Below are 25,167 nucleotides of genomic sequence, written 5' to 3'. Positions count from 1 at the left end.
ATAGAATCTCCTAAGGTACATAAAATTTTATACGGCGGGGATTACAACCCGGAACAGTGGCCAGAGGAGGTTTGGCAGGAGGATATGCGCCTTCTTCCAAAAGCACATGTTGATACCGTGACAATCAATGTGTTTAGCTGGGCCAAATTACAGCCTAATGAAGAGGAATATAATTTCTCTGAACTTGATAAAATTATGGAGATGTTAAAGAAAAATCAATTTAATGTTTGTCTGGCAACCTCGAGCGCCGCACATCCGGCATGGATGGCGAAACGTTACCCGGATATATTACGGGTTGATTTTGAGGGGAGAAAACGAAAATTTGGCATGAGACACAACTCCTGTCCGAATAGTCCAACCTATAGAAAGTACTCTGTAAAGCTTGCTGCAGAACTCGCCAAACGCTATAAGGACTTTGAAAATATTGTGGCTTGGCATATTTCTAATGAGTATGGCGGGGAGTGCTATTGTGACAATTGTGCTAATGCCTTTCGGGTATGGCTGAAAGAAAAATATAAAACAATCGAGAATGTCAATAAAGCCTGGAATACAAGCTTTTGGGGACACACCTTTTATGATTGGGATGAGATTGTCCCTCCTAATAGCTTGAGCGAACATTTTGGCTATAATCGGACAACCTTCCAAGGAATTTCATTAGACTATGCAAGATTCAATTCTGATAGCTTACTAGAATGCTATAAAGACGAATACAAGGTATTAAAAGAAATAACACCTAATATTCCGATCACAACCAATTTTATGGGCCTCTATAAACCGTTGGATTATCAAAAATGGGCCCCTTATCTTGATTTTATTTCATGGGATAACTATCCATCCAATGATGATCCATACAGCAGAACAGCGATGAGTCATGATTTAATGCGCGGATTAAAGAAAGGGATGCCTTTTGCGTTGATGGAGCAAACACCAAGTGTAACTAACTGGCTTCCTTATAATGCCTTAAAACGGCCAGGTGTGATGAGGCTTTGGAGCTACCAGGCTGTTGCCCATGGTGCGGATACGGTCATGTTTTTTCAGATGCGCCGATCCATAGGTGCATGTGAAAAATACCACGGCGCTGTTATCGATCATGCAGGGCATGAAAATACCAGAGTGTTCCGAGAGTGCGCCGAATTGGGGCAGGAGCTGGAGCTATTAGGTGGTAAACTTCTTGGAAGCAGAGTCAAATCAGATATTGCCATTATATTTGATTGGGATAATTGGTGGGCAATTGAATATTCTGCAGGGCCAAGTGCTGATCTAAAGTACCAAACACAAATTCTTCACTATTACCAGGCTTTGTTTAACGAAAATTACAATGTCGATTTAATCAGCGTGGATGATGACTTTGATCAATATAAATTAATCATTGCCCCGGTTCTTTACATGGTAAAAGAAGGTGTAGACCAAAAATTAGAGAAGTTTGTGAAGAATGGCGGTACATTCCTGACCACTTTTTTTAGCGGCTATGTAGACGAACACGACCTTGTTCAGGTAGGCGGCTACCCTGGGAAACTAAGTGAGTTGTTGGGAATCTGGGTGGAAGAAACAGATGCTCTGCCAGTTCATCAGTGTAATGAAATAATCGAACAGGAACAGTCCTATAGCTGTAATTTATTATTTGACATTATCCATTTGAAAGGGGCAGAAGCCGTTGCTACATATGGAAAAGATTTTTACGCGGGCATTCCAGTGGTTACGAAAAATGCCTGTGGACAAGGTGCAGCGTGGTATATCGGCTCTAATCCGGAAGAGGGGTATTTAGCCAAATTACTTAAAAATATCTGCCATGATGCAGGCATTGAACCTATTTTGCGAGCAAATGAAGGTATAGAAGTTTCAAGGAGGGTAAAGGAAGAAAATCAGTATACCTTTATATTAAATCATAATGACCTTCCTAAAAAATTGGTATTAGAGCAATCCTATCGGAATCTACTTACTAAACAAGAGTACGCAAATGGTGAGGAAATCGTTCTGTCACCGAAAGATGTATTAGTCCTTGAGAATCTGTAAGGATTACTAACCTGTCTTAAAAAAATACATTTTAATAAAAGGCGGCGATCAACAAATGAAATTCAGTAATGGATGCTGGTTAAATAAAGAGGGGTACCAATTCTTTCACCCTGCTGAGGTAAATGATACTAGGCTAACAGATAACAAAGTGACCATTTATGCCCCATGCCGAAAAATTAATCATCGTGGCGATACTTTAGACGGAGGAATGATCACAATCGAGTTATCCTCCCCAATAAACGACGTTATTAAAGTAAAAGCGTACCATCATAAGGGGACTTTAGACCTTGGACCTCATTTTGAAATCCATGAAGAAAATGTGGAAACGGTCATTAACAACCAAGAGAAAGTACTAACACTTGTTAGCGGAAATCTAAAAACAAGTGTGAATAAAGACGATTGGAAGCTATCCTTCCATCATAATGATGAATTATTAGCTCAATCTGATGGGCGTTCTATGGCTTATATTTTAGCAGATGAAAACCAGCCTTTTATGCGCGAACAGCTTTCTCTTGATGTAGGTGAATTAATCTACGGATTGGGTGAACGCTTCACTCCGTTTGTTAAAAATGGTCAAACAGTCGATGTATGGAACGAAGATGGGGGAACCGGCAGTGAACAAGCTTACAAAAACGTACCTTTTTATGTAAGCAACAAAGGCTACGGCGTTCTAGTGAATCATCCGGAAAAGGTTTCTTTTGAAGTAGGTTCAGAAAAAGTCTCTAAGGTCCAATTTAGTGTGGAAGGGGAATACTTGGAATACTTTATTATAAATGGACCTACTATAAAAGATGTTTTATCTAACTATACGAAACTTACGGGAAGACCAAGTCTGCCTCCAGCATGGTCTTTTGGTTTATGGCTCAGTACCTCATTTACGACCAATTATGACGAAGAGACGGTTACCAGCTTTGTTGAAGGCATGGAACAAAGGGATATTCCAGTAGAAGTTTTTCATTTTGACTGTTTCTGGATGAAGGAGTTTGAGTGGTCTAACTTTAAATGGGATGACAGAATGTTTCCGGACCCAGAAGGCATTTTAAGAAGATTAAAGAACAGGGGCTTAAAAATCTGCGTTTGGATCAATCCATATATTGCGCAAAAGTCTGAGTTATTTGATGAAGGAATGGAAAAGGGTTATTTAGTAAAACGTGCTGACGGAAGCGTTTGGCAGTGGGATAAGTGGCAGGCAGGCATGGGCCTTGTTGATTTCACGAATCCGGATGCATATAAATGGTTCCAGGAAAAGCTTGAAGTATTGCTCGATATGGGAGTAGATTGCTTCAAAACAGACTTTGGTGAAAGAATTCCAACAGATGTGGTGTACTTCGATCATTCCAATCCGCAAAAGATGCACAATTACTATACACATCTCTACAACAAGACTGTTTTTGAATTATTGGAAAGAAGGTTTGGCAGAAAGGAAGCGGTAGTATTTGCACGTTCAGCCACTGTAGGCGGGCAGCAATTCCCAGTTCATTGGGGCGGTGATAGCTGGTCTAATTATTACTCGATGGCAGAAACATTACGCGGCGGATTATCCTTCGCATTGTCCGGGTTCTCCTATTGGAGTCATGATATCAGCGGCTTTGAAGCAGGGGCGACACCAGACCTTTATAAACGCTGGACTCAATTTGGGCTTCTTTCTTCACACAGCCGTTATCATGGAAGCGGAGAATACAAAGTTCCTTGGCTTTATGGTGAAGAAGCAGTCGAAGTATCAAGATATTTTACTAAGCTGAAGCTTCAATTAATGCCATACTTGTATAGAAATGCATGTGAGTCGGCACAATCAGGCATTCCTATGATGCGGCCGATGGTTTTGGAATTCCAAGAGGATCCAACTTGTCATTATTTAGATCAGCAATATATGCTGGGTGACAGCTTGCTTGTGGCACCAATACTTAATGACCAGAGTCTTGCAAAATATTATCTTCCTGCCGGAAAATGGACCAATTTTATTACGAACCAGGTAGTTGAAGGAGGAAAGTGGATTCAAGAAGAACATGGGTATATGACATTGCCTTTAATGGCGCGCGAAAATTCCATTATTGCAATGGGAGCTGAAGTAAATAAAGCCTCCTATGATTATACTGAAAATGTAACCCTTCATCTATTTGAATTACAAGAAGGCACGCCTGCTTCTGCAGAAATTTACACTCATCAGGGAGAAAAAGCAGCTAAGGTGACAGCTGTAAAAGAGGGAAATCGTATTAAAGTAAACAGCGAAGGTTTAAGCGGACAATATAAGGTAGTATTGCGTAATATTTTTAACGTACAAAATGTTTCTTCAGGCAGCACTTCTCTAACCGCTGAAGGAATCATGATTACTGTGGATTGTGAAAGATTTGAAATTGAATGTTAGTCAAACGCTTCGGGGCAATCAGTTATATGCTGATTGCTCTTTTTGAATAATGAATAAAAGCAGCCGTTCATTTTAGTAGGTGCTACGTAGGTTTTTTTGCTCATAAAGGAAAATATTATTATCATAATGATAAAAATAATTATTTTTCAAGTTAATAAACGGAGGTTAACTCATGTGGCGGAATTAAATAGGAATAACATTGATCGTTTTAATGGTTTTAGTGTGCTGTACGATCGTAATCGACCAAGTGCCCCAAACGAAGTGGTAAAAATATTAACTACTTACTTGCAAGAAAAACCCAAGCTAGTGGTTGATGTTGGCTGCGGTACCGGACTTTCTACCTTTATCTGGTTTAAAGAAACTGAGAAGGTAATAGGTGTGGAGCCTAATGATGATATGCGTGAGGTGGCATTATCCAATTGGGAAGCAGCCCAAAAACCGTCTGGACTTAAATTCGTAAAATCATTATCCCATCAGCTTGGTCTGCCCGATGAAACGGCAGATATTATTACCTGCTCACAATCTTTTCATTGGATGGAGCCGCAATCCACTTTAAAAGAATTTGCCCGTGTTCTTCGCCCGAAGGGAATATTCGCCGCTTACGATTGTGATTGGCCGCCAACGTGTGACTGGAGTTTAGAAGACCATTATATGAAATTATACTCCCTCGCAGACTATCGTCTTTCCCAACTTCTTCCTTCTGAAAAGCAAGCACATAAATGGAATAAAGAGGACCATCTGCATCAAATCCAACAATCAGGATTGTTTTCGTTTACAAAAGAAATTGTTTTTCATCACTGGGAAAAATGTGATGCCGCCCGTTACGCCAATATTGCACTAAGTCAAGGTGGTCTTCAAACGGCATTAAAACTAGGTGAACAAGACCTCGAAGCTGCATTCGAGGATTTTAGAAACCATGTGGAAAAAGTTTTTTCCGGAGAAACAAAAGATATTCTATTTAGCTATCGAATGCGCTTAGGTATAAGAAAATAATCGAGGAAAAGGCATACTCTGACAAGGAACTTTCATTTATTCCTTGTCATCTTCCCTTTTTTAAGGGAAGTTTGGGCTATTTAAAAGGCTTATCTTTTGATTAATTTTTACTCAGACAAATGTGGAGTTGATTCCGCAACTCATTTAAAAAAAGCAACGACCCTGAGGGCGTTGCCTTTTCGTGTTTCTATAACGTATTTACAAGTTGGAATATAACATTTCCATCGTTCTTATAAGTGTTTTTGATATGAACAAAATTGTGCAAGTCTGCTTTTTTTATTGTAAATTGGGAAACCCTTGCTGGCGCAAAGCCTCATACACCAATATAGCAGCTGTATTAGAAAGGTTCAGTGAACGAATATTTTCATTCATGGGTATTCTCAAAAAGTGATCTTTATTTGTTTCTAGATACTCTTTTGGTAAACCAGTTGTTTCTTTTCCAAACACAAAATAGTGATCTTTTGATATATCACTGAAATCAAAGGATGAATGTGGTTTTTCGCCAAACGTTTCAATATAGTAAAATTCACCTTGATTTTTTGAAAAAAATTCATCCAATGAGTCATAATACGTTATGTTTACAAACTGCCAGAAATCTAAACCTGCTTGTTTGATCATATTCTCATCTGTAGAAAAGCCAAGTGGTCGGATTAAATGCAAGGTTGTATCCGTTGCGGCACATGTACGTGCAATATTTGCAGTATTAGCTGGAATTTCTGGTTGATATAGTACAACGTGTATTGCCAAGAATGGTCACCTCTATTTTTATATTTCCACTCCAAATTATAGCATACAGATAGTGAACGTCACCCACACACAAATGCGTAAATACCGCTAGGACGGGACCTTCCGAAATCCCTTCGATAGAATTCGAGTAAGTGTCACGCAATCCTATTAATCTCCTGGGGCAGCCTCCCGCGACTTAATAAACTACAACCGGCTCGTGAGTGTTAAGATTGTTATACACGGTTCTCATAATGCTTGGCGGTGTGTTGACACAGCCATGCGACCCCGCCGAAAGATAGGCTTTACTTCCCCAATTGCCTCGCCAGCTGGCATCGTGGAATCCTTGGCCGTCATTTGTAAAAGGAGCCCAATAATCAACATCTACCTGATAAGTGATTTTTCCATTTTCTCTGCCTGTTAGGACGGCAGGTGTCTGCTTATAAAGAATGTACCAAACTCCTGGTGATGTATCATGATGGGTATTATGCGTGCCGGTAACGACATTCGTTGTGACGACTAATTTGCCCTTTTTGTAAATCCAAATTCGCTGCTCTGCAATGGAGACCTCAGCATAGGTATCGCCAATACCATTGTTCGTACTTGCATTATATCCGTAGCCTTCACCATTCCAACCATTTCCGTAAATATTAGAGGCGGAAACCAATTTCGCTCCTTTTTCAAAAGCCTCCTTAATACGCGGTACCTCTTTTTCTACATCTATAGCCCATCCATAGCCTTTACCTTTAACTGAAATCACCGAACCTGAATGGGTCTTAAAGGTGAAATCTTTATTTAATGTGGATTGGGAATTGTTAACATCAGCGATCTTATTTTTAATATCACCGGCATCATCCATCTTAATCTGCAAATCTTTTGATATGGAGGCATTCTTAATTACTTCGCTTCCCTTTAACGTAAAAACTTTATCCTGCACCTTATAATCGACGGTCTGTGCAAGGAATTCTTCCAGCTTTTTCTGTTGATTTTTTACAAACTCGCTGTCTTCTTTAATTGGCTGTATGTATACTGGGCTAAGCCGGATTTCACTAATATATTCGTGCTTTTCGTAGTCCTTCAAGAGACTGGCAACATCATACTGCTCTCCGCTAATGCTAGGGGAAACAACGATTTTGCCTTGTGCCAAACGAACTACCGCATCTTGTGGGGCTTTTAAACTTTTATTCATGGCTAACAGCTTTTCTTCCACCTGCTTTTTCAATGTCTGATTTCGATACAGATCCTCATTGCTGGGCATTAATGAATAATCCTTAGCTTTTGAAGAGGGAAAAAAAGTCCACTGGTTCTTTAATAATTTTTTGATAGCGGGCAGATCTTTATCTGTAAATCCCATCGTTGTATCTTTTCCATCTAAAATCTGTTGCTCCCCGACATATACAACATTTTTAAATACGGTTGTTTTTAATTTATTAAGTGCCTGATCGGCCGTCAGTCCACCAACTTTGATGTCATTAATCTTGATTACTGAATTGAAGTGGCTTGCCTGATAGTAGCTGCCTGCTCCAATGATAAGTGCGATAATAATGAGGGCGCTTGCTGTGATAAACCACCAATTTGCATACCATTTAGTTGATTTTAGACGTTGTTTCTCAATTTCTTGAATAGTAACTGTGCTTTCCATATAGCTCCCCCCATACCTGATAATTCAGCAATTAACATCCTTCAGCCTTCGGTAATTAATTTTGTGTGAAATATTTCCGATGCTTTGAAATGGTAAATTATACTATTATTTTACAGAATGTCTTGCTCGAACCTTGTCGGTTTTTGTGCCTGATTAAATTTTTAATTTTTAATTTAATTCGCTGTGATTTAACTCTAAATTTTGATCCATGTTCTCGTTACAGGTTGTATAGGTCACTATTGGAAAGGGAGGGGTTGGTGAAAGAGTTCTTATTAATTTACCAGACAGGGTTGAAGAGGATGGTGAAAGGAAGGTAAAGGTTATTTTCTGAATTGAATTGATATGACGAACCGAACAATTAGTATTAGTTTATTAGTAATAGCTTTATCTTTTTGATTTTAAGTTTCTAATTTTTACACAGTCCACACACGTCGTATGCGTCTCGGCTATGATTTAAAAGAAGAAGCAGGAACCCAGTAAGGGATTCCTGCCTCTATTCAATTTTGGGACCACAAACTAGGAGTTTCTCCCTAAATGGAGAAACTTTAGAATTTATACTTCAATTTTTCTCTGCCAAAGTTACTTTCATTTCTCTCCAATCAATACCATTCGAAGCCTTTATTTATGTTTACTTCTAAATTTTACTTAGTCAGAGTTTCCCCCTAATAGGTTGAGTATAACGTGTTCTAATCTTCGAAAAACAAAAGTATTTTCATTTTACTTTTTTAATTTTAAAATTTTCACAATTATCCTGAAATTCATATTGTAAATTGGTAAAATAGCACATATAATCAAAAATGAGCACAAAACACCAAATTCATTCAAAAGTGAGCTAGAACGGTCAAACCTCGCATTTCAAATGAATTGGAGGAAAAACGATTCTATGTACGGTATAGAAAGAAAATCGGCCATACTAGAGTTACTAAACAAGAATGCTAGAGTAGATGTACAAGAATTAAGTCAACACTTCATCTTGTCTGAATCAACACTTCATAGGGACTTAAAGGAACTAGAGGAAGCACAATTGTTAAAAAGAACACATGATGGGGCTGTTTTGTTCAAAAGTGTGACCTTCGAACCGACTTACATTGAGAAAGAAGTGCAGTTTCAAAAAGAGAAAAGGGCTATTGCAAAGGAAGCGGCTAAGCTTATTGAGAACGGTGAAACCGATAGTGCTGCACAAAAGACAGTACTTAACCACATCGAGGAATCAGGAATTTCTGTTCGCGTAGTCTGACTTTTCCCCCATAGGTAAGGATCTACTATCAGATAAAACAGAAAAATGAGGGTGATTAATGAAAGCGTTTTTAATGAATATCCACACTATTTTTAGGAGGTGATGCTTAAAGAGTTGTGAAAATAATAGAAGGGGATTTTAATCGCTTTAATTAACTTGTTCTTTGGGGGAGAAAAATGAAAGATCCACAAAAAAAGGTTACGATTCAGGGCAACCACGACCAAATGGAAAAACGCCCAAAATCATAACCCAGCCTGAGTATATCTAAAATTAATACTAATTTTAGTACTCATTTTTATACTACGGTATTACAGATTTTATTACAAGGTTGTGTTTTGCTATATCTATTACTTTACAAAACCATATTTAGGAGGAATTACAAACTATGAAGAACTTTAAAATTTTTAATATAGTAATATTAATTTTAACTTTATGCCTTTTAGGTGCATGCAGCAATAATGAAAGCGCTTCTAATAGCAGTAAAACAGATGACAAGTCTAATACTGAAAAAAAGCTAAAGATTGGTTTAACAGTTCCAAATTTAAGTAATCCATTCTTTGTAGCGATGTCTAAAGGGGCTAAAGAAGTTGCTTCTAAGTATAATGCTGAAGTAACGACTGTGAGTGCGGATCAAGATCTTGCTAAACAAACTGCACAAATTGAAGACTTTATAACAAAAAAAGTTGATTTAATATTATTAAGCCCATTTGATTCCGCTGGTATTGCTGGTGCAGTTAGTGAGGCAAAAGCAGCGGGTATTCCGGTTGTTGCGCTTGATGGATTTGCAGAAGGCGGCATTGACTCAGTGGTTATGTCTGATAACGTTCAAGCAGGTAAATTAGCTGCGGAGTACCTTGTAAAACAACTTAATGGAAAAGGTAATATTGTTATTATTGATGGACCTCCTGTTTCAGCAGTGACAGACCGAATTAAAGGTTTTAACGAAGTAATTAAAAAATATCCAGATATCAAGGTGGTTGCTAAACAAAATGGTGAGGGTAATCGTGAAAAGGCTCTTACCGTAATGGAAGGTACACTAACAGCAAACAAAAAAATCGATGCAGTATTTACAATAAATGATGAAGAGGCTGTTGGAGTACAAATTGCTCAAGAACAAGCTAGTAGACAAAATGAATTCTTTGTCGTAAGTGTTGACGGTGCGCCTTCTGCGGTTGATGCGTTGAAAAAAGGCGGAAGCTTTGCTGGTACTTCAGCACAATTCCCGAATCAAATGGTTATTGATGGTGTTGCCTTAGCATTAAAAGTCATTGATGGAAAGAAAGTTGACTCAAAAGTTCTTATTCCAACTAAATTTATCACTAAAGATAATGTTGATTCCTATAGTGGCTGGTAATTGATTTCCCTCTAGTGGAGGTAAAATATGGTGCTAATCAGGAGCACTATATTTATATCCAAGTAAAATAGGGCTTAAAAAGAGACTTAGGGAGTGGCACTAATGGCAGTATTTCAAGTTCAAGAACAAATAAATCGTCGTCTACCAGAGAGTCAGTTACCCATCCTTAGGATGAAGGCGGTTACGAAGAAATTTTCCGGCGTCAAGGTGTTGCAAAACGTTAATATCGAACTCTATAAAGGGGAAGTTCATGCCTTGATGGGGGAGAATGGTGCAGGAAAATCTACTTTAATGAAGATCATGGCCGGAGTGTATCAGCCTGATGGAGGAACGATTGAATATAAAAGTCAAGAAGTACATTGGAATAATCCAATGGAGGCAAGAAATAATGGGATCAGTGTTATTCACCAAGAAATAAGCCTTTCGCCTAATTTGTCCATTGGTGAGAATATCATGATGGGGACAACATTTAAGAAAAATAGGCTGGGCCTAATAAAATGGAATGATATTTATGAAAATGCTGCCCAAGTTTTAAAATCCATAGGATCTTCCTTGGATCCTCGAGCGGATGTTTCCACCTTAAGTGTTGCCCAACAACAAATGGTAGAAATTGCTCGAGCTTTATCACTTAATTCTGAGATTTTAATTATGGATGAACCGACGGCATCTCTGACAGATAAAGAAATAGAAAAGCTTTTTGGCATCATTGAAGAATTAAGAAGAAAAGGCGTAGCTATTGTTTATATCTCTCATCGAATGGATGAGATTTTTAAAATTTCAAATCGCTTTACAGTTCTTAGAGACGGTCATTGGGTCAAAAGTGGGCCAATTTCGGATACAAATCCCGAGAATCTAGTAAAACTAATGGTAGGAAGAGAGTTAAATGAGCTATTTGTAAGAGAAAGAATCGAAAGTAATGTTAGGTCTGAACAAAAACCAGTCCTTGAGTTAAAAAATGTCTCTGACAAGAATTTTGTAAAGGGCATATCACTGAAAATCTACCCTGGTGAAATTGTGGGCTTAGCAGGCCTTGTCGGTGCGGGACGGACTGAGCTGATAAGAACAATCTTTGGACTATCCGAACTGTCAGAGGGTCAAATAATTTTGGATGGCCAGCAGGTTCATATAAAAAGTCCGATTGACGCAATAAAACTTGGCATTGCTCATGTTCCTGAGAGCAGGAAGGAACAGGGGCTATTACCAAATTTATCTGTAAAAGAAAATATACTAATGGCACAATTGCCAACCTATCGTAAATTTAAACTATTGCAGTATAAGCAAATGAATCGTGATGCGGATCGATACATTAAAGAACTTGGAGTAAGAACGGCATCAAAAGAACAAAATGTTATGGGGCTTAGCGGAGGGAATCAACAAAAGGTTGTTATCGCTAAATGGTTATCTATTGGTCCTAAAATACTGCTGCTTGACGAACCGACCCGTGGTGTAGACATAGGTGCAAAGACTGAGATTCATAAGATCATAAGTAAATTAGCAGAACAAGGGCTTGCTGTATTGATGATTTCTTCTGAATTACCAGAAGTATTAGGAGTTAGTGATCGGATTTTAGTGATTCATGAGGGGAAACTAAGAGCTGAACTATCTCGTGATGAAGCTACACAAGAAAAAATTATGTACTATGCTACAGGAGAGGTTAAATAATGAATACAAACTTACAAATGTCAAGTCCATCCGTAGTTTCATTCAAGGAGCGGTCAAAACAGATTTTTAATCAACTGGGTATGGTAATCATTCTTGCCTTATTAATCATAGTTATGATTATTTTTGCACCGAATTTCACAGACTCAAGTAATATCTTAAACGTACTAAAGCAGAGTTCAATCACTGCCATTCTGGCAGCTGGGATGACTGTAGTTATCTTAACAGGAGGAATTGATTTATCGGTAGGCTCAACCCTTGCATTGAGCGGTGTTATATCTGTATTACTATCAAATGCCGGAACTCCTCCAGTTATCGCTATGTTAGTAGGAGTTGCTGTAGGATATGTGGCTGGGGCTATTAATGGGTTTTTAACAGCTGTACCTAAGTTGCCTGCCTTTATCGTGACGCTGGGAAGTATGACCTACCTGAGGGGGGTGGCTTATGTAATAACCGGCGGATATCCTGTAGTTTTGGCATCAAAGCAGTTCAAGTTCATTGGAGCAGGTCAAATTCTGGGGATTCCTGCTCCTATTTATGTGATGGCAATTGTTTATATCATCATGTTAATCGTTTTAAAGTATACGATGTTCGGGCGACATGTTTATGCTATTGGCGGTAATGAAGAAGCTGCACATCTTACAGGGATTAAGGTTAATCGCACCCTGATTAATGTATATTCCATCAGTGGCTTACTCGCCGGTGTTAGTGGCGTTGTGATGGCAGGACGTTTGTTCTCAGGGCAGCCCATGGTAGGAATAGCATTTGAGCTAGATGCGATAGCAGCTGTCGTGCTGGGTGGTACTAGTTTTGTAGGGGGACGTGGCCGTATACAAGGAACTATCATTGGTGTTTTGATTGTGGCTGTGTTAACGAATGGAATGACTTTGCTTAACGTGGATTATTACTGGCAACAAGTTGTAAAAGGGATAGTTATTGTTATTGCCGTGCTTCTTGATAGATTACGAAGCAGAACTTAAATTAGTTCCATTTCAAATAAAAAGCCAGAAGAGCAGTCTTCTGGCTTAATATATTCTAGAAATTAGGAGAGGTACAAATGTATGATGTAACAGCTCTTGGAGAGTTATTAATGGAAAGGGGTGGTAAACCCACCAACATTTATTTGTATTGCCAATTACAGTCCACACATGTGGAAGCTGGTGTAAAATTAATATTGAAATAGATAGAAGCTCATTCCAACTTTAGTTTGGATGAGCTTTTTAAGAAATCTAAAAGTATATTTTTATTAAAAATTTTGGATGGTTAATAAAAAGGAGTACCCAAGTGAATTTTTATTCATTGGGTACACCTTAATCTTTATTTAAAATACTTTCGTAGTCCAATCCTCACAATTCCAAATATCGGTCGCAATTTCGCGATAGAAATCAGGTTCGTGGGATACCATCAAGATACTTCCGCGATATGCCTTTAAAGCACGTTTCAATTCTTCTTTTGCGTCCACATCCAAGTGATTGGTAGGTTCATCTAGAATTAATAAATTGGTTTCTGTGTTAATAATTTTACACAATCGAACTTTGGCTTTTTCGCCACCAGAAAGGACTTCGATTTTACTTTCAATATGTTTCGTCGTTAATCCACATTTTGCAAGAGCAGCACGGACTTCAGCCTGATTCATACTTGGGAAATCGCTCCAAATTTCTTCAATACAAGTGTTGTAGTTGGACTGTTTAACTTCCTGCTCGAAGTAACCGATGTGTTGATACTCACCACGTTCCACTTTACCGGAAATTGGATTAATCAACCCAAGAATACTTTTTAAAAGAGTAGACTTACCAATACCGTTTGCACCTACGAATGCAATTTTTTGTCCGCGTTCCATTTTTAAATTCAGTGGGCGGGAAAGTGGTTCATTGTAACCAATAACAAGATCTTCAGCCGTGAAAATATAACGACTAGCTGCACGAGCTTCTTTGAAGTTAAACTCTGGTTTCGGCTTCTCTTTCCCTAATTCAATTACTTCCATTTTGTCGAGCTTCTTCTGACGAGACATCGCCATATTACGAGTCGCAACACTTGCCTTGTTACGAGCAACGAAATCTTTCAAATCAGCAATTTCTTGTTGTTGACGCTTGTAAGCAGACTCTAGCTGTTGCTTCTTCATTTCATATATTTTTAAGAAGTTATCATAGTCACCAACATAGCGATTCAACTCTTGGTTTTCCATATGATAGATCAAGTTAACAACATTGTTCAAGAATGGAATATCATGTGAAATCAAGATAAATGCATTCTCATAATCCTGTAAATAGCGCTTCAACCATTCGATATGCTGTTCATCCAAATAGTTCGTAGGCTCGTCTAGTAATAGGATTTCAGGCTTTTCTAGCAAAAGCTTAGCTAGCAACACTTTCGTACGTTGCCCACCACTAAGATCATCTACATCTCGATCGAGTCCAACATCGTCTAATCCTAGACCACGAGCAACTTCCTCAACTTTTGAATTAATTTGATAGAAATCATTACTATCTAAAGTTTCTTGTAATTCTCCAACTTCTTCAAGTAGTGCATCGATGTCAGCACCTTCATCACCCATTTTTGCATAAAGTTCATTGATCTCTGCTTCAGCATCAAAAAGATATTGAAAAGCAGTACTCAAAGCGTCACGCATCGTAGTACCTTTTTGAAGTACCGCATGCTGATCTAAATAACCTACACGAACTTTTCGTGACCACTCAACTTTACCCTCGTCGGGTTGCAACTTTCCAGTCACAATATTCATGAAAGTAGACTTACCCTCACCATTTGCCCCAACTAGTCCAACGTGTTCTCCTTTTAAAAGTCGAAAGGACACATCATTGAAAATCGCACGATCACCGAAACCATGACTTAAATTTTGTACGTTTAATACGCTCATTTTTTTTAACCCCTTATCTAATATCACATGTGATTATCATAATAGAATTTGGCCTGTTTTTCTATCTTGAAGTTACTTTTCTGAAAATTGAAGTCCGCCCTGTCTTAATAAAATAACATTATTGAATTATAGTTACTTGGACGTATGACCATTGGGTAAGACTCTATTATACAACCAAAACTAGAGGTAAGATAAGAGTTATTGCCATTTGGGAATAACTACAGAAAAATCAAAGAATTGGTTAGGTTCTAAACTAAAATTTTTTAAAACAAGTGTAAACTCATAAACACCCCATGTGTTGCCAAATAGACTCCGCACATGTAGAGTGCATAAACTATATTTTTGAGTAAAAAACTGTAGTTGAAAATATCCACATTTTTTTATGGGAAGATTTATAAAATAAAGGATTTCAAATAAATTAAGAAGAAAAAGTAAGATCATGAGATTGAAAATGAAAAAACAAGGAGTATATAAATGCTTAAACAAGGGATCTACGAAGAAATCATTAGCAAAAAACTAAAAGATGAACTAACAGGCTTTGATATTAATACATATGACATCGGCAAAGAACGCATTGACGTTGAGGAGGCAAGAAAACTATTATCTTCCTACATATCATTAGTTACAAGAAAAGCTCTTAAATTTGTCCGTGACAATGAAAGTGATGATCAACAGGCTCTAGTTAATCAAATTCGTACATGCAACGAAATTATATCCATTTTAAGTGAGCGACTAGATGAAGAGGAGTTCCGCCAATTACGTATTGAAGAGGAAGGCGAGGTACTCACGTCTATCTATTCGCGGATCAATTCAATTCGCAGTATCCAAAAGGGCGAAGTGATCCGACCTATTACGCCTCTATCACAGAGCTCACTCTTTACCGGTTCCAATTATGAGCCTAATATGCTAGGAGAGCTGAAAAAGGAAATCGTAACAGCTGATTCGATAGATATGCTTGTTTCGTTTATTAAATGGAGTGGTCTTCGATGTATTATTGAGGATTTGAAGACTTTTACAGATAATCCGAATAATAAACTAAGAGTAATTACGACTTCTTATATGGAGGCAACGGATTATAAGGCGATTCAAGAGCTTAGCAAGCTCCCGAATACGGAGATAAAGATTTCTTATGATGTAGATAGAACCAGACTTCATGCTAAGGCCTATCTGTTTAAAAGGGAGACCGGTTTCAGTACAGCCTATATTGGTTCCTCCAATCTATCGAATCCCGCATTAACTTCTGGTTTGGAATGGAACATCAAGGTCACGGAAAAGGATTCGTTTGATATCGTAAAGAAATTTGAGGCAACATTTGAAAGCTATTGGAATGATAATGAGTTCAAAAAGTTTCACCCTGAAAGTGAAAAAGACCAAATACTTTTAAGGCATTCGTTATCTAAAAGTAAAAACCATGATGATGAAAATGAGCGGCAGTTTCTATTTGATATCCAGCCTTATTTCTATCAAAAAGAGATTCTCGAGAAGCTGCAGGTGGAGCGAGAAGTTTTTGGCCATATGAAAAATCTTTTAGTTGCCGCGACAGGTGTCGGTAAGACGGTTATTTCAGCATTTGACTATAAACGGTATAAGAATAAAAATAAACCTGCTAAGTTATTATTTGTCGCACATCGTGAAGAAATCCTTAAGCAAAGTCTTGAAACCTTCCGTACCATTTTAAAGAATCCGAATTTTGGAGATATGTTAGTTGGAACCTATCAGCCGGACTCTATTGACCATTTATTCGTGAGTATTCAAAGCTTTAATAGCAAAAAGCTCTATGAGAATACGACGAGTGAATTTTATGATTTTATCATCGTGGACGAATTCCATCACGCTGCGGCCGATTCTTATCAAAAGCTATTAGGTCACTATCAGCCGAAAATTCTTTTGGGACTTACAGCGACACCTGAAAGGATGGACGGAAAAGATATTCTTACTTATTTTGATGGTAAGATTTCTGCCGAAATGCGCTTAACGGAAGCAATTAACCGAAAACTTCTAAGCCCGTTTCAGTATTTCTGCGTAAGCGATACAGTTGATTTATCCAAACTAAAGTGGAGTCGAAGAGGGTACGAAATCAGAGAGTTAGAGAATGTTTATACATTGAATGATCAGCGTAGCAGCCAGATTGTTAAATCGATCAATAAATACGTGACAGATATTGATCAGGTTAAAGGGTTAGGTTTCTGCGTATCCATCGAACATGCGAAGTACATGGCTGATTTCTTTAATAAAGTGGGAGTCCCTTCTCTTGCCCTATATGGAAATGTCGATGGTAAGACACGTAGAGATGCACAAAATAGGCTTGTTCAAGGTGAAATCAAGTTCATTTTCGTTGTAGATCTCTATAATGAAGGGATCGATATACCTGAGGCAAATACCATTCTTTTTTTAAGACCTACAGAAAGTTTGACAGTCTTTTTGCAGCAATTAGGTCGGGGATTACGTTTAGCCGAAGGAAAAGAGTGTTTAACTGTCCTGGACTTCGTTGGACAGGCACATAAGAACTATAATTTCGAAGAAAAATTCCGAGCTTTAATTGGGAAAACCAAGCATTCCGTTCAGCACTATATTGAAAATGGTTTCTTCCATCTCCCGAAAGGCTGCTTTGTTCAATTAGAAAAACAAGCAAAGGATTACATTCTACGAAATATTAAATCCAGTGCTAACACTCGAGGAAATCTTGTTGCCAAGATGAAATATTTTGAACAAGATACCGGTTTAAAGTTAACCCTTGACAACTTTTTAAACCATTATCACCTTTCTATTTATGACTTTTATGGAAAAAATGGTGATCGAAGCTTTAGCCGGATGATGGTTGAGGCAGGTGTTGCATTAAAGTTTGAGTTTGGTGATGAAAAAGTAATAACCAAACGATTACCTAACTTGTTTCATCTAAACTCCAAGAAGCTACTACAATTTTTTATGGATTACATAGACGAGCGGACTGTTTACAATGAGGAAGAGCAGTTAATGCTAGCGATTTTCTACTATTCATTTTATAATGCACACCCGGTAAGTGAAGGATTTTCATCGCTTGAAGAGGGAATTGCTAAGGTATTGGCACAGCCTGAATTTAAAGAAGAAATCAAAGAGATCCTTCACTTTCTGTATCAATCCTTAGAAACATTGGAGATTGAAAATGACTTTGATTTTAATTGTCCATTAGGTGTGCATTGCCAATATAACACTTCACAAATACTTGCTGCTTTTGGATATTACAATGAAACAAGTAGCCCTGCCTTCCGTGAAGGAGTAAAGCATTTCGAAGATAAGAATCTTGATATCTTTTTTATAACCTTAAATAAGTCAGAAAAAGATTTCTCGCCTTCAACTTTGTATGATGACTATGCGATTAATGAACGGCTTTTTCATTGGCAAACTCAAAGTCGTGTTGCGGAAGGAAGCAAAATTGCGGAGCGATATATTCATCATAAAAAGAGAAATCATCAAATTGCCCTTTTTGTTAGGGAGTATAAAAAGGAAAATGGTTATACTTCACCATTTGTGTTCCTCGGTACAGCGGATCATGTAAATCATTCAGGTAGTAAGCCAATGAGCTTTATATGGAACTTGAAGGAGGAAATGCCTTCTTATTTAGTACCAAGGGCAAATAAGAATATTTTATAAATTAATGAGCCTTGTTGAATGCAGCAAGGCTTTTTGCTATTTAAGATTTTTCCTCCATTAATTGCTTAACGGCTGGAATATCTGCCGGTGCCCATTGAAGGGAATCCATATCCTCTCGTTTCAACCATATTAATTTGGAATGCTCACTTGGTACAGGATTACCATCAACAATTCTGGATTTAATCGATAATAAATTAATAATAAATGTTTCGTAATCGTGAGTATTATCGTTAAATACATCTTTGAATGTTTCAATCTTACAGTTCAACTCTTCATCAATTTCTCTTGCTAAGGCTGAATAGATGTCCTCATTTGCTTCCACTTTTCCGCCTGGAAACTCCCACATATTTGGTAAAGACATTTGTGGTGACCTAAGTGCACATAAAATTTCTTGTTGTTCATTTTCAATAATCGCTGCGACAACTTTTATGAGCTTTTTCATGTAATCCTCCTAGAAGAGAAAAATGTTTTTTAGTCATAATATATCACTTTTGGCCAATAATTTTCAAAACAGTTATATATAACAGTTTGAAAATATAAAGGACTGCTCGTTGCAATCCCCATCGACTTATGCTATGACTAGACTAGAATTTAAAGGATATAGGTGTGGTACGAATGAAGATAAAAGCATTGTTTGTGGCCCCGTATGCCGCTATGAAGAATTTAATAGAAGAGTGTCGGTATGAAGAGACCGAAATAGATCTCCACATTAAAATTGGGAATCTTCAGGAAGGCGTTGCTTTAGCAAAAAGAGCGGAAGCACAAGGATTTGACGTCATCATCAGTCGTGGTGGAACGGCCAAATTGATTGGTGAAGCGGTCGGCATTCCAGTTATCGATGTCCATATTTCTGGTTACGATATGCTTCGAGTCTTCACGCTTGCCAATGATCTTCCAAGGAAGAAGGCAATTGTTGGTTTCCCAACTATTACTCTCGGAGCAAAGGCGATTATAGATCTTTTGGATATTCCGATAGATATTTTTACGATTAATGATGCAAGGGAAACAGAGCCATTACTATCGAGGTTAAAACAAGAAGGGTATCAACTCATCATAGGGGATGTCGTAACGTTTGAAACAGCTTCAAAATTGGGGTTGCTAGGAATATTGCTTCAATCGGGAAGGGAAGCCATATTTGATTCATTTAAGGAAGCAAAAATGGTGGCTCGATGGATGTTGAATAATAAGCTGGAAATCGAACGATTAAAGGCCTTATTACATGTTACTGCAAAAGACTTTATGCTTCTTTCCCACAATGGCGATATTGTCTACGAACAATGGACTACTTTCCACTCAAGACCCCTAAATGAAATTCCATTGATTATAGGTACAAATCAGAATGATGTTAGCGGGAAGGAAATCTCCTATATAAAAGATCATAACGGAGAAACATTAAAACTAATCAAAACGAAAATAATGACAACAGAATCTTCCTATCTTTTTTGTCAATTTTCTCATTTGAAGATTAATCCTGCATCAGAAGAAATAATGAAGGTCAATGTGCTGGCTCCCCCACTAATCATTCATCAAAGTAGAGCAATGAATGCATGTCTCACCATGATTGATCGCTGTCTTTCGCACGCTTGTTTTATCTTAAATGGAAAAAAGGGTACCGAGAAGGAATTGATTGCTCAATATATTCATTACCATAAAACACATGGGAACGGCTTATTTGCTTCGGTAAAAGCATTGGATTTACTAGATATCAGTCTTGAGAAGATTGATATGGATATCAAAACACTCTATATTCATTCTTTTGATCTTTTAGATGAGGCGTTAAGAGATGAGCTTTGGAGAAAAATTGGATCTATAAAAGTTAGAGGAATAACAATTATTATTGATATGATTGAACTACAGTACTCTTGGGAAATATATAGTGATGATATTATTCGGATCTATATCCCTTCTTTGGCGGAACGGAAAGAAGATTTAAGGGAGCTTGTGACGTCGTTTATTCTTCATTTTAACCAAACGTTAGGGACATCTGCCATTAAAATGAAGGAAGATGGGTTTGCTTTATTGGCGGAGTATGATTGGCCAGGTAATGTGGAAGAATTAAAAGCATTTTTTAAAGATGCGGTACTCACGGAAAAGGGGTATGTAATTGAAAAAGAATTAATTGAAAATCTGTTGAATCAGAAAGGATTAGTAGATGTAGGAATTTCTTCTGATTTTTTAATGGGGACTTTAGAAGATATTGAGAAGAAGATTATTGAAAAAGTGTTAGAAGAAGAGGCATATAACCAAACCAAGGCGGCCAAACGTTTAAATATTAATCGCTCAACCCTTTGGCGGAAGTTAAAAGGATAATTTAATAACTGTTTAAAAATGCAACAATTTTATTTGTACTAGTTTTAATTTAAATAAAGTTGTTGCATTTTTACTCCTTTGGAGTTAAGATAAAAAATGTAATCGATTTCAGCTATTTTACTGTTTAAAAATACAACATAGGAGATGAGATTGATATGAGAATTAAAGCAGCTATTGATAAAGTTCCAGGCGGTATGATGTTAATACCTTTACTTATTGGAGCGTTAATTCGTACATTTTTACCAGGGATTTTTGATTTACCTGAATTTAAAAGTTCATTTACAGGGGGACTATTAACAGGAACTTCTGCTCTACTAGCAGCATTTTATATTTGTTTAGGTTCAACCATACGATTCCAGGCAACCGGTTACATCCTGAAAAAAGGGGTAAGCTTATGGGTTGGTAAAATTGGAACAACATTTCTCATTGCTTTACTGATTAAAGCAATTTTTCCAGATCAGAACCACTTATTCTTAGGGTTATCTGCTTTAGCGATTATAGCGGCATTTTCTGATACAAACGGTGGACTTTATATGGCACTTATGGGGCAATTAGGAAAGAAAGCAGAAGATGTTGCTGCCTATTCTATTATGTCTCTTGAATCTGGTCCATTCTTTACGATGTTAATTCTTGGTGTTGCTGGATTAGCAAGTTTTCCATTGTTAGCATTTGTGTTTGCTATCCTTCCTTTATTACTTGGAATGATCCTTGGAAACCTTGATGAAAAAATGCGGGAATTCTTAAGTAAGGGACAAGACGTTATTATTCCATTGTTTTCTTTAGCCATCGGTGCTGGAATTAACTTAACGAATGTCGTGAAAGCTGGATTTTCTGGGGTCATCTTAGGTGTAGCGGTAGTTGTAGTTACTGGTATAGTTCTATTTATCATTGATCGCATCACAGGAGGAAACGGTATTGCAGGTATTGCCGCTTCATCAACTGCTGGAAATGCTGCAGCTGTACCAATGGCCGTTGCGGCTGTTTATACCGGATATAGTGAGATTGCTGCTACAGCAACACTACAAGTTACAGCAGCTGTTATTGTTACTGCCATTTTCACTCCGCTTATTACCACCTGGTTTGCCAAAAGGGTAGAGCAGCGAAAAGCAACAGTTTAAAATTTGTGGAAAGAATGTAGTAGTAAAGGAGTCTTAAATTATGCAGCGTTTTTACATTATTGCAGATGATCTAACAGGGGCAAATGATGCAGGTGTGCAGTTATCGAAGATTGGGATATCTTCTACCGTGTTCCTTGATTATAAGGATTCGTCTTTACAATCAACAAAGGATGTTGCAATAATTGATACCGATAGTCGTGCGATGAGTGAAGAGGTTGCTTATGAAACGATTTATAATGCAAGTTCTATTTTTCGAAAACAAGGATATGAACAAGTGTATAAAAAGATAGACTCTACTTTAAGAGGAAATGTGGCCGCTGAATTGGCGGCTCTTGTTTCTGTTTATCAACCTGAAATTATTGTTCTTGCTCCAGCTTTTCCAAAAATGAATCGTCAAACGATAAATGGATATCAATATGTGAACGGTGAACGTGTTTCGGAAACAGAATTTGGCAGGGATCCGAAAACACCGGTAAAGGATAGCTTTATTCCAAATTTATTAAAAAAATATGTAGACGATCGGATTTGTCTAATCGAACAAGCTTTATTAAACTCCTCAAACGAGAATTTAATCAATAAAATTGTAGAGAATACAGGGCAGGGCACTACTTGGTTTATTTGTGACGCATCAACAGATGAAGACTTAAAGATGATTGCAGATACATTTGCGCAGATTAATAAAAAAACCGTTTGGGCTGGATCAGCAGGATTAATTGAATATTTGCCGAATGCCTTGCAACTAGACAAGGCGGAATCAAATCAGCAAGAGGAACTACTGGTCACTAAGACGTTAACGGTATCAGCAAGTCTATCATTGGTTACAAAAAAGCAGCTTGAGATGGTAAAGACGATGACAGATACTTATTTTGTAGAACTAGATCCTGTTAAATTAATCAAAAAGACCTATAGAATATCAGACATTACCGATGAGTTCACGAAGGAATCCAACAAGCAGCATTTTGTGTTATTTGTAGATTCGTCAGATAAAAATAGAGAGGCAACTAAACAGCTTGGAACTGAACTTTCTATAGATAATACACAAATTAGTGAAGCTATTTCCAGGGAACTTGGCGTTATTGCAAATGCCATTGTTCAATCAATGCCCGATATTAATGGATTGATCCTAACTGGCGGGGACACCGCAAAAGCGGTTTGTAACGAACTAAATATGAATCAAATGCAATTGTATACAGAAATAGAAGCGGGACTACCTTTAGGGAAATTAGGTAATGCAGCCAACGCTCGAAGCTTCTGGACGGTTACAAAGGCCGGCGGTTTTGGAAATGAGCATTCATTACTAAATGCTTTGAAATATATGACAAGAGAGGATGTTTGAAATGGTTGAAACCAAACCAATTATCGGAATTACAATGGGAGATGGGGCAGGTGTAGGCCCAGAAATTATTTTGAAAAGCCTTCAAAATCAAGAAATATATGATATTTGTAATCCAATTGTCATTGGTGATACCAAAATTCTAAATCGCGCAAAAGGATTTGTTAATAGTGATTTAACGGTTGAAACCATCACTGATGATCAAATTGATGGACTTACGTTTGAACGCGGAATCGTCTACTGTTTAGACCTTAATTTACTTAGCGAAGACTTACCTGTTGGACAAGTGTCCGCCGAGGCAGGACATGCGGCATTTGAATACTTAGCAAAAGCGATTGATTTAGCGAATAACCACAAGATTGATGCCATTTGTACGGCTCCTTTAAATAAAGAAGCTTTGCACAAGGGGGGACATCGATATCCTGGGCACACAGAAATTCTCGCTGATTTAACCAATACAAGCGAGTTTTCAATGATGCTTTCTGCGCCGAACTTAAAGGTTATTCATGTGACAACACACGTTGGTATTATTGATGCTGTTAAAATGATTAATCCAGAACGTGTCTACCGTGTGATCAAGTTAGCTCATGAAACACTTACTAAATCAGGAACTGAAAACCCAAGAATTGCGGTTTGTGGAATCAACCCGCATGCAGGTGAAAATGGCTTATTTGGTTACGGTGAAGAAGAGGAGAAGGTCATTCCTGGCGTCAATAAGGCCAAAGAAGAAGGAATCAATGTTGTAGGTCCTTTACCAGCAGATACATTATTTTTCCGAACCGTTCGCGGCGATTTTGACATCGTTGTTGCTATGTACCATGATCAAGGACACGGCCCAGTTAAAGTATTAGGCTTAGATGCCGGCGTAAACATTACAGTTGGCTTACCGATTATTCGAACCAGTGTAGACCACGGAACCGCATTTGACATTGCCGGTAAGGGAATTGTCGAAGAAAAGAGCTTAATGGAGGCAATCCGCCAAGGGGTGGAACTTGCTCCGAAAAGAAAATAATTCCCAGGAGGGATGCTGATTTAATAAGTTTTGTGTCTTATTAAATCAGCATCCTTTTTTTTGGCATCTCGGTTTAAAGTTTTTCTTCTCGCAACATGACCATCACGACCGCCTCTATGAAAGTCTAATTTCATGGTTATCTAATTAGTTAAGCAAAAAAAACGAGCGCCGGATGACCTCTTTTAGCTTAACCACCACAGCTCAACAGGGTTTAATTCATATTGATTATTTTCACGATACATATACTGGCACATAATAAGCTCGCGCCGTAATGTGGCATAATCCTCATGAAATTGCTTTAAATATTCATTGATTTCTTTTTCAGGATACACTTTTCCAAATTCTAATCCTTTGACCATATGTTCAAGCACTACCAACTTTTTCTTTCGTTGGGCAGGAAAGGTTTTCAGTTTTCCGTCTTTGGTGAAGAAGTTATTGATAATAGCTGCCCGTTCCTCTGCGGTAACCGACATTTCCATACTTGATTTTCCTCCTGTGCCAGCTGTTAGAATCGCTTTAGCACTGCTTTCTAATATTTTCGTATTAAGTGAAAAATAGATGGTGTTTTTGTCGCGTTTTTCAAAAATCAATCCAACCTCCCGCAGCTTCGCCATATGGTGGGTTATGGTTGGAGGTTTTAGCCCGAGCTTTCCAGCAATAGCTTGGCCGTGTAGAGGCCCCTGTTGGAGCAGAGCAATAATACGAATCCGGGTAAGATCCCCTAATGCTTTATGAAATTCAACAATTTTGTTTAATTGCATTCTTGAAATACACCTACTTTCATCGATATCTAATTAGATAATAGTCGAATTTACTGTATTAATCAATGGGTAATTATCTTAGTAAACAACTTTTTGTTGGATTCTATATGGAAAATTCAGATATTCTCATATTCTTTTTATG

The 25,167-nt window shown here is 37.8% G+C and carries 18 protein-coding genes; 13 read left to right on the top strand and 5 right to left on the bottom strand.

Going from position 1 to position 25,167, the window contains the following annotated elements:
• From ACZ9EE_RS12665 to ACZ9EE_RS12655, 3 genes are all read left to right on the top strand, one after another.
• Complete coding sequence (locus ACZ9EE_RS12665; RefSeq protein ID WP_476032942.1) at positions 1 to 2,013, top strand: beta-galactosidase; 2,013 nt, start codon at positions 1 to 3, stop codon at positions 2,011 to 2,013.
• Positions 2,014 to 2,068: 55 nt separating this feature from the next.
• Positions 2,069 to 4,378 carry an alpha-xylosidase gene (gene yicI, locus ACZ9EE_RS12660; protein ID WP_476027586.1) on the top strand — a complete coding sequence of 770 codons (2,310 nt, stop codon included), beginning with the start codon at positions 2,069 to 2,071 and terminating at the stop codon, positions 4,376 to 4,378.
• 174 nt (positions 4,379 to 4,552) lie between these two features.
• Positions 4,553 to 5,371, top strand: a complete 819-nt coding sequence (locus tag ACZ9EE_RS12655) for a class I SAM-dependent methyltransferase (protein WP_476027584.1) — start codon at positions 4,553 to 4,555, stop codon at positions 5,369 to 5,371.
• A 276-nt stretch (positions 5,372 to 5,647) separates the two neighbouring features.
• Here ACZ9EE_RS12655 and trmL read toward each other — a convergent pair whose 3' ends face one another.
• A complete protein-coding gene (trmL, locus tag ACZ9EE_RS12650) occupies positions 5,648 to 6,118 on the bottom strand; it encodes a tRNA (uridine(34)/cytosine(34)/5-carboxymethylaminomethyluridine(34)-2'-O)-methyltransferase TrmL (RefSeq protein ID WP_476027582.1) in 471 nt (156 codons plus the stop codon).
• A gap of 175 nt (positions 6,119 to 6,293) precedes the next feature.
• Complete coding sequence (locus tag ACZ9EE_RS12645; RefSeq protein ID WP_476027580.1) at positions 6,294 to 7,736, bottom strand: L,D-transpeptidase family protein; 1,443 nt, start codon at positions 7,734 to 7,736, stop codon at positions 6,294 to 6,296.
• Positions 7,737 to 8,595: 859 nt separating this feature from the next.
• Here ACZ9EE_RS12645 and ACZ9EE_RS12640 point away from each other — a divergent pair.
• The 5 genes from ACZ9EE_RS12640 to ACZ9EE_RS12620 all read left to right on the top strand — a co-directional run bounded on the left by ACZ9EE_RS12640 (position 8,596) and on the right by ACZ9EE_RS12620 (position 13,169).
• On the top strand, positions 8,596 to 8,973 hold the full coding sequence (locus ACZ9EE_RS12640; RefSeq protein WP_476027578.1) for a DeoR family transcriptional regulator: 378 nt from the start codon (positions 8,596 to 8,598) through the stop codon (positions 8,971 to 8,973).
• 385 nt (positions 8,974 to 9,358) lie between these two features.
• On the top strand, positions 9,359 to 10,327 hold the full coding sequence (locus tag ACZ9EE_RS12635) for an ABC transporter substrate-binding protein (protein WP_476027576.1): 969 nt from the start codon (positions 9,359 to 9,361) through the stop codon (positions 10,325 to 10,327).
• A gap of 102 nt (positions 10,328 to 10,429) precedes the next feature.
• Positions 10,430 to 11,989 (top strand): sugar ABC transporter ATP-binding protein, encoded by a 1,560-nt coding sequence (locus ACZ9EE_RS12630; protein WP_476027574.1) that lies wholly within the window; start codon positions 10,430 to 10,432, stop codon positions 11,987 to 11,989.
• Between the two features lie 17 nt (positions 11,990 to 12,006).
• Positions 12,007 to 12,966 carry an ABC transporter permease gene (locus tag ACZ9EE_RS12625; RefSeq protein ID WP_476027572.1) on the top strand — a complete coding sequence of 320 codons (960 nt, stop codon included), beginning with the start codon at positions 12,007 to 12,009 and terminating at the stop codon, positions 12,964 to 12,966.
• A 77-nt stretch (positions 12,967 to 13,043) separates the two neighbouring features.
• The gene (locus tag ACZ9EE_RS12620; protein WP_476027570.1) at positions 13,044 to 13,169 is read left to right on the top strand and encodes a hypothetical protein; all 126 of its coding nucleotides are present in this window, start codon (positions 13,044 to 13,046) and stop codon (positions 13,167 to 13,169) included.
• Between the two features lie 138 nt (positions 13,170 to 13,307).
• Here ACZ9EE_RS12620 and ACZ9EE_RS12615 read toward each other — a convergent pair whose 3' ends face one another.
• Positions 13,308 to 14,861: an ABC-F family ATP-binding cassette domain-containing protein gene (locus ACZ9EE_RS12615; protein ID WP_476027568.1), complete on the bottom strand. Its 1,554-nt coding sequence runs from the start codon at positions 14,859 to 14,861 to the stop codon at positions 13,308 to 13,310.
• A 474-nt stretch (positions 14,862 to 15,335) separates the two neighbouring features.
• Here ACZ9EE_RS12615 and ACZ9EE_RS12610 point away from each other — a divergent pair, with 474 nt between their 5' ends.
• Entirely contained in the window at positions 15,336 to 18,491 is a 3,156-nt protein-coding gene (locus tag ACZ9EE_RS12610) for a DEAD/DEAH box helicase (RefSeq protein ID WP_476027566.1), read from the top strand.
• Positions 18,492 to 18,531: 40 nt separating this feature from the next.
• Here the strand turns inward: ACZ9EE_RS12610 and ACZ9EE_RS12605 are convergent, their stop codons facing one another.
• Positions 18,532 to 18,933: a (deoxy)nucleoside triphosphate pyrophosphohydrolase gene (locus tag ACZ9EE_RS12605; RefSeq protein WP_476027564.1), complete on the bottom strand. Its 402-nt coding sequence runs from the start codon at positions 18,931 to 18,933 to the stop codon at positions 18,532 to 18,534.
• Positions 18,934 to 19,106: 173 nt separating this feature from the next.
• Between ACZ9EE_RS12605 and ACZ9EE_RS12600 the strand changes: the two genes are divergently transcribed.
• From ACZ9EE_RS12600 to pdxA, 4 genes are all read left to right on the top strand, one after another.
• The gene (locus ACZ9EE_RS12600; RefSeq protein ID WP_476027563.1) at positions 19,107 to 20,801 is read left to right on the top strand and encodes a PrpR N-terminal domain-containing protein; all 1,695 of its coding nucleotides are present in this window, start codon (positions 19,107 to 19,109) and stop codon (positions 20,799 to 20,801) included.
• Positions 20,802 to 20,956: 155 nt separating this feature from the next.
• A complete protein-coding gene (locus ACZ9EE_RS12595) occupies positions 20,957 to 21,919 on the top strand; it encodes a 2-keto-3-deoxygluconate permease (protein WP_476027562.1) in 963 nt (320 codons plus the stop codon).
• A gap of 40 nt (positions 21,920 to 21,959) precedes the next feature.
• Complete coding sequence (locus ACZ9EE_RS12590) at positions 21,960 to 23,255, top strand: four-carbon acid sugar kinase family protein (RefSeq protein WP_476027560.1); 1,296 nt, start codon at positions 21,960 to 21,962, stop codon at positions 23,253 to 23,255.
• A gap of 1 nt (position 23,256) precedes the next feature.
• The gene (pdxA, locus tag ACZ9EE_RS12585; protein ID WP_476027558.1) at positions 23,257 to 24,264 is read left to right on the top strand and encodes a 4-hydroxythreonine-4-phosphate dehydrogenase PdxA; all 1,008 of its coding nucleotides are present in this window, start codon (positions 23,257 to 23,259) and stop codon (positions 24,262 to 24,264) included.
• Between the two features lie 182 nt (positions 24,265 to 24,446).
• Here the strand turns inward: pdxA and ACZ9EE_RS12580 are convergent, their stop codons facing one another.
• Positions 24,447 to 25,025 (bottom strand): DUF2087 domain-containing protein, encoded by a 579-nt coding sequence (locus ACZ9EE_RS12580; RefSeq protein ID WP_476027556.1) that lies wholly within the window; start codon positions 25,023 to 25,025, stop codon positions 24,447 to 24,449.
• Between the last annotated feature and the right edge of the window lie 142 nt (positions 25,026 to 25,167).

Source organism: Bacillus sp. URHA0034 (assembly GCF_056280405.1).
The sequence above is the reverse complement of the archived record's forward strand: the minus strand, read 5'-3'. Positions and strand labels throughout refer to the sequence as shown.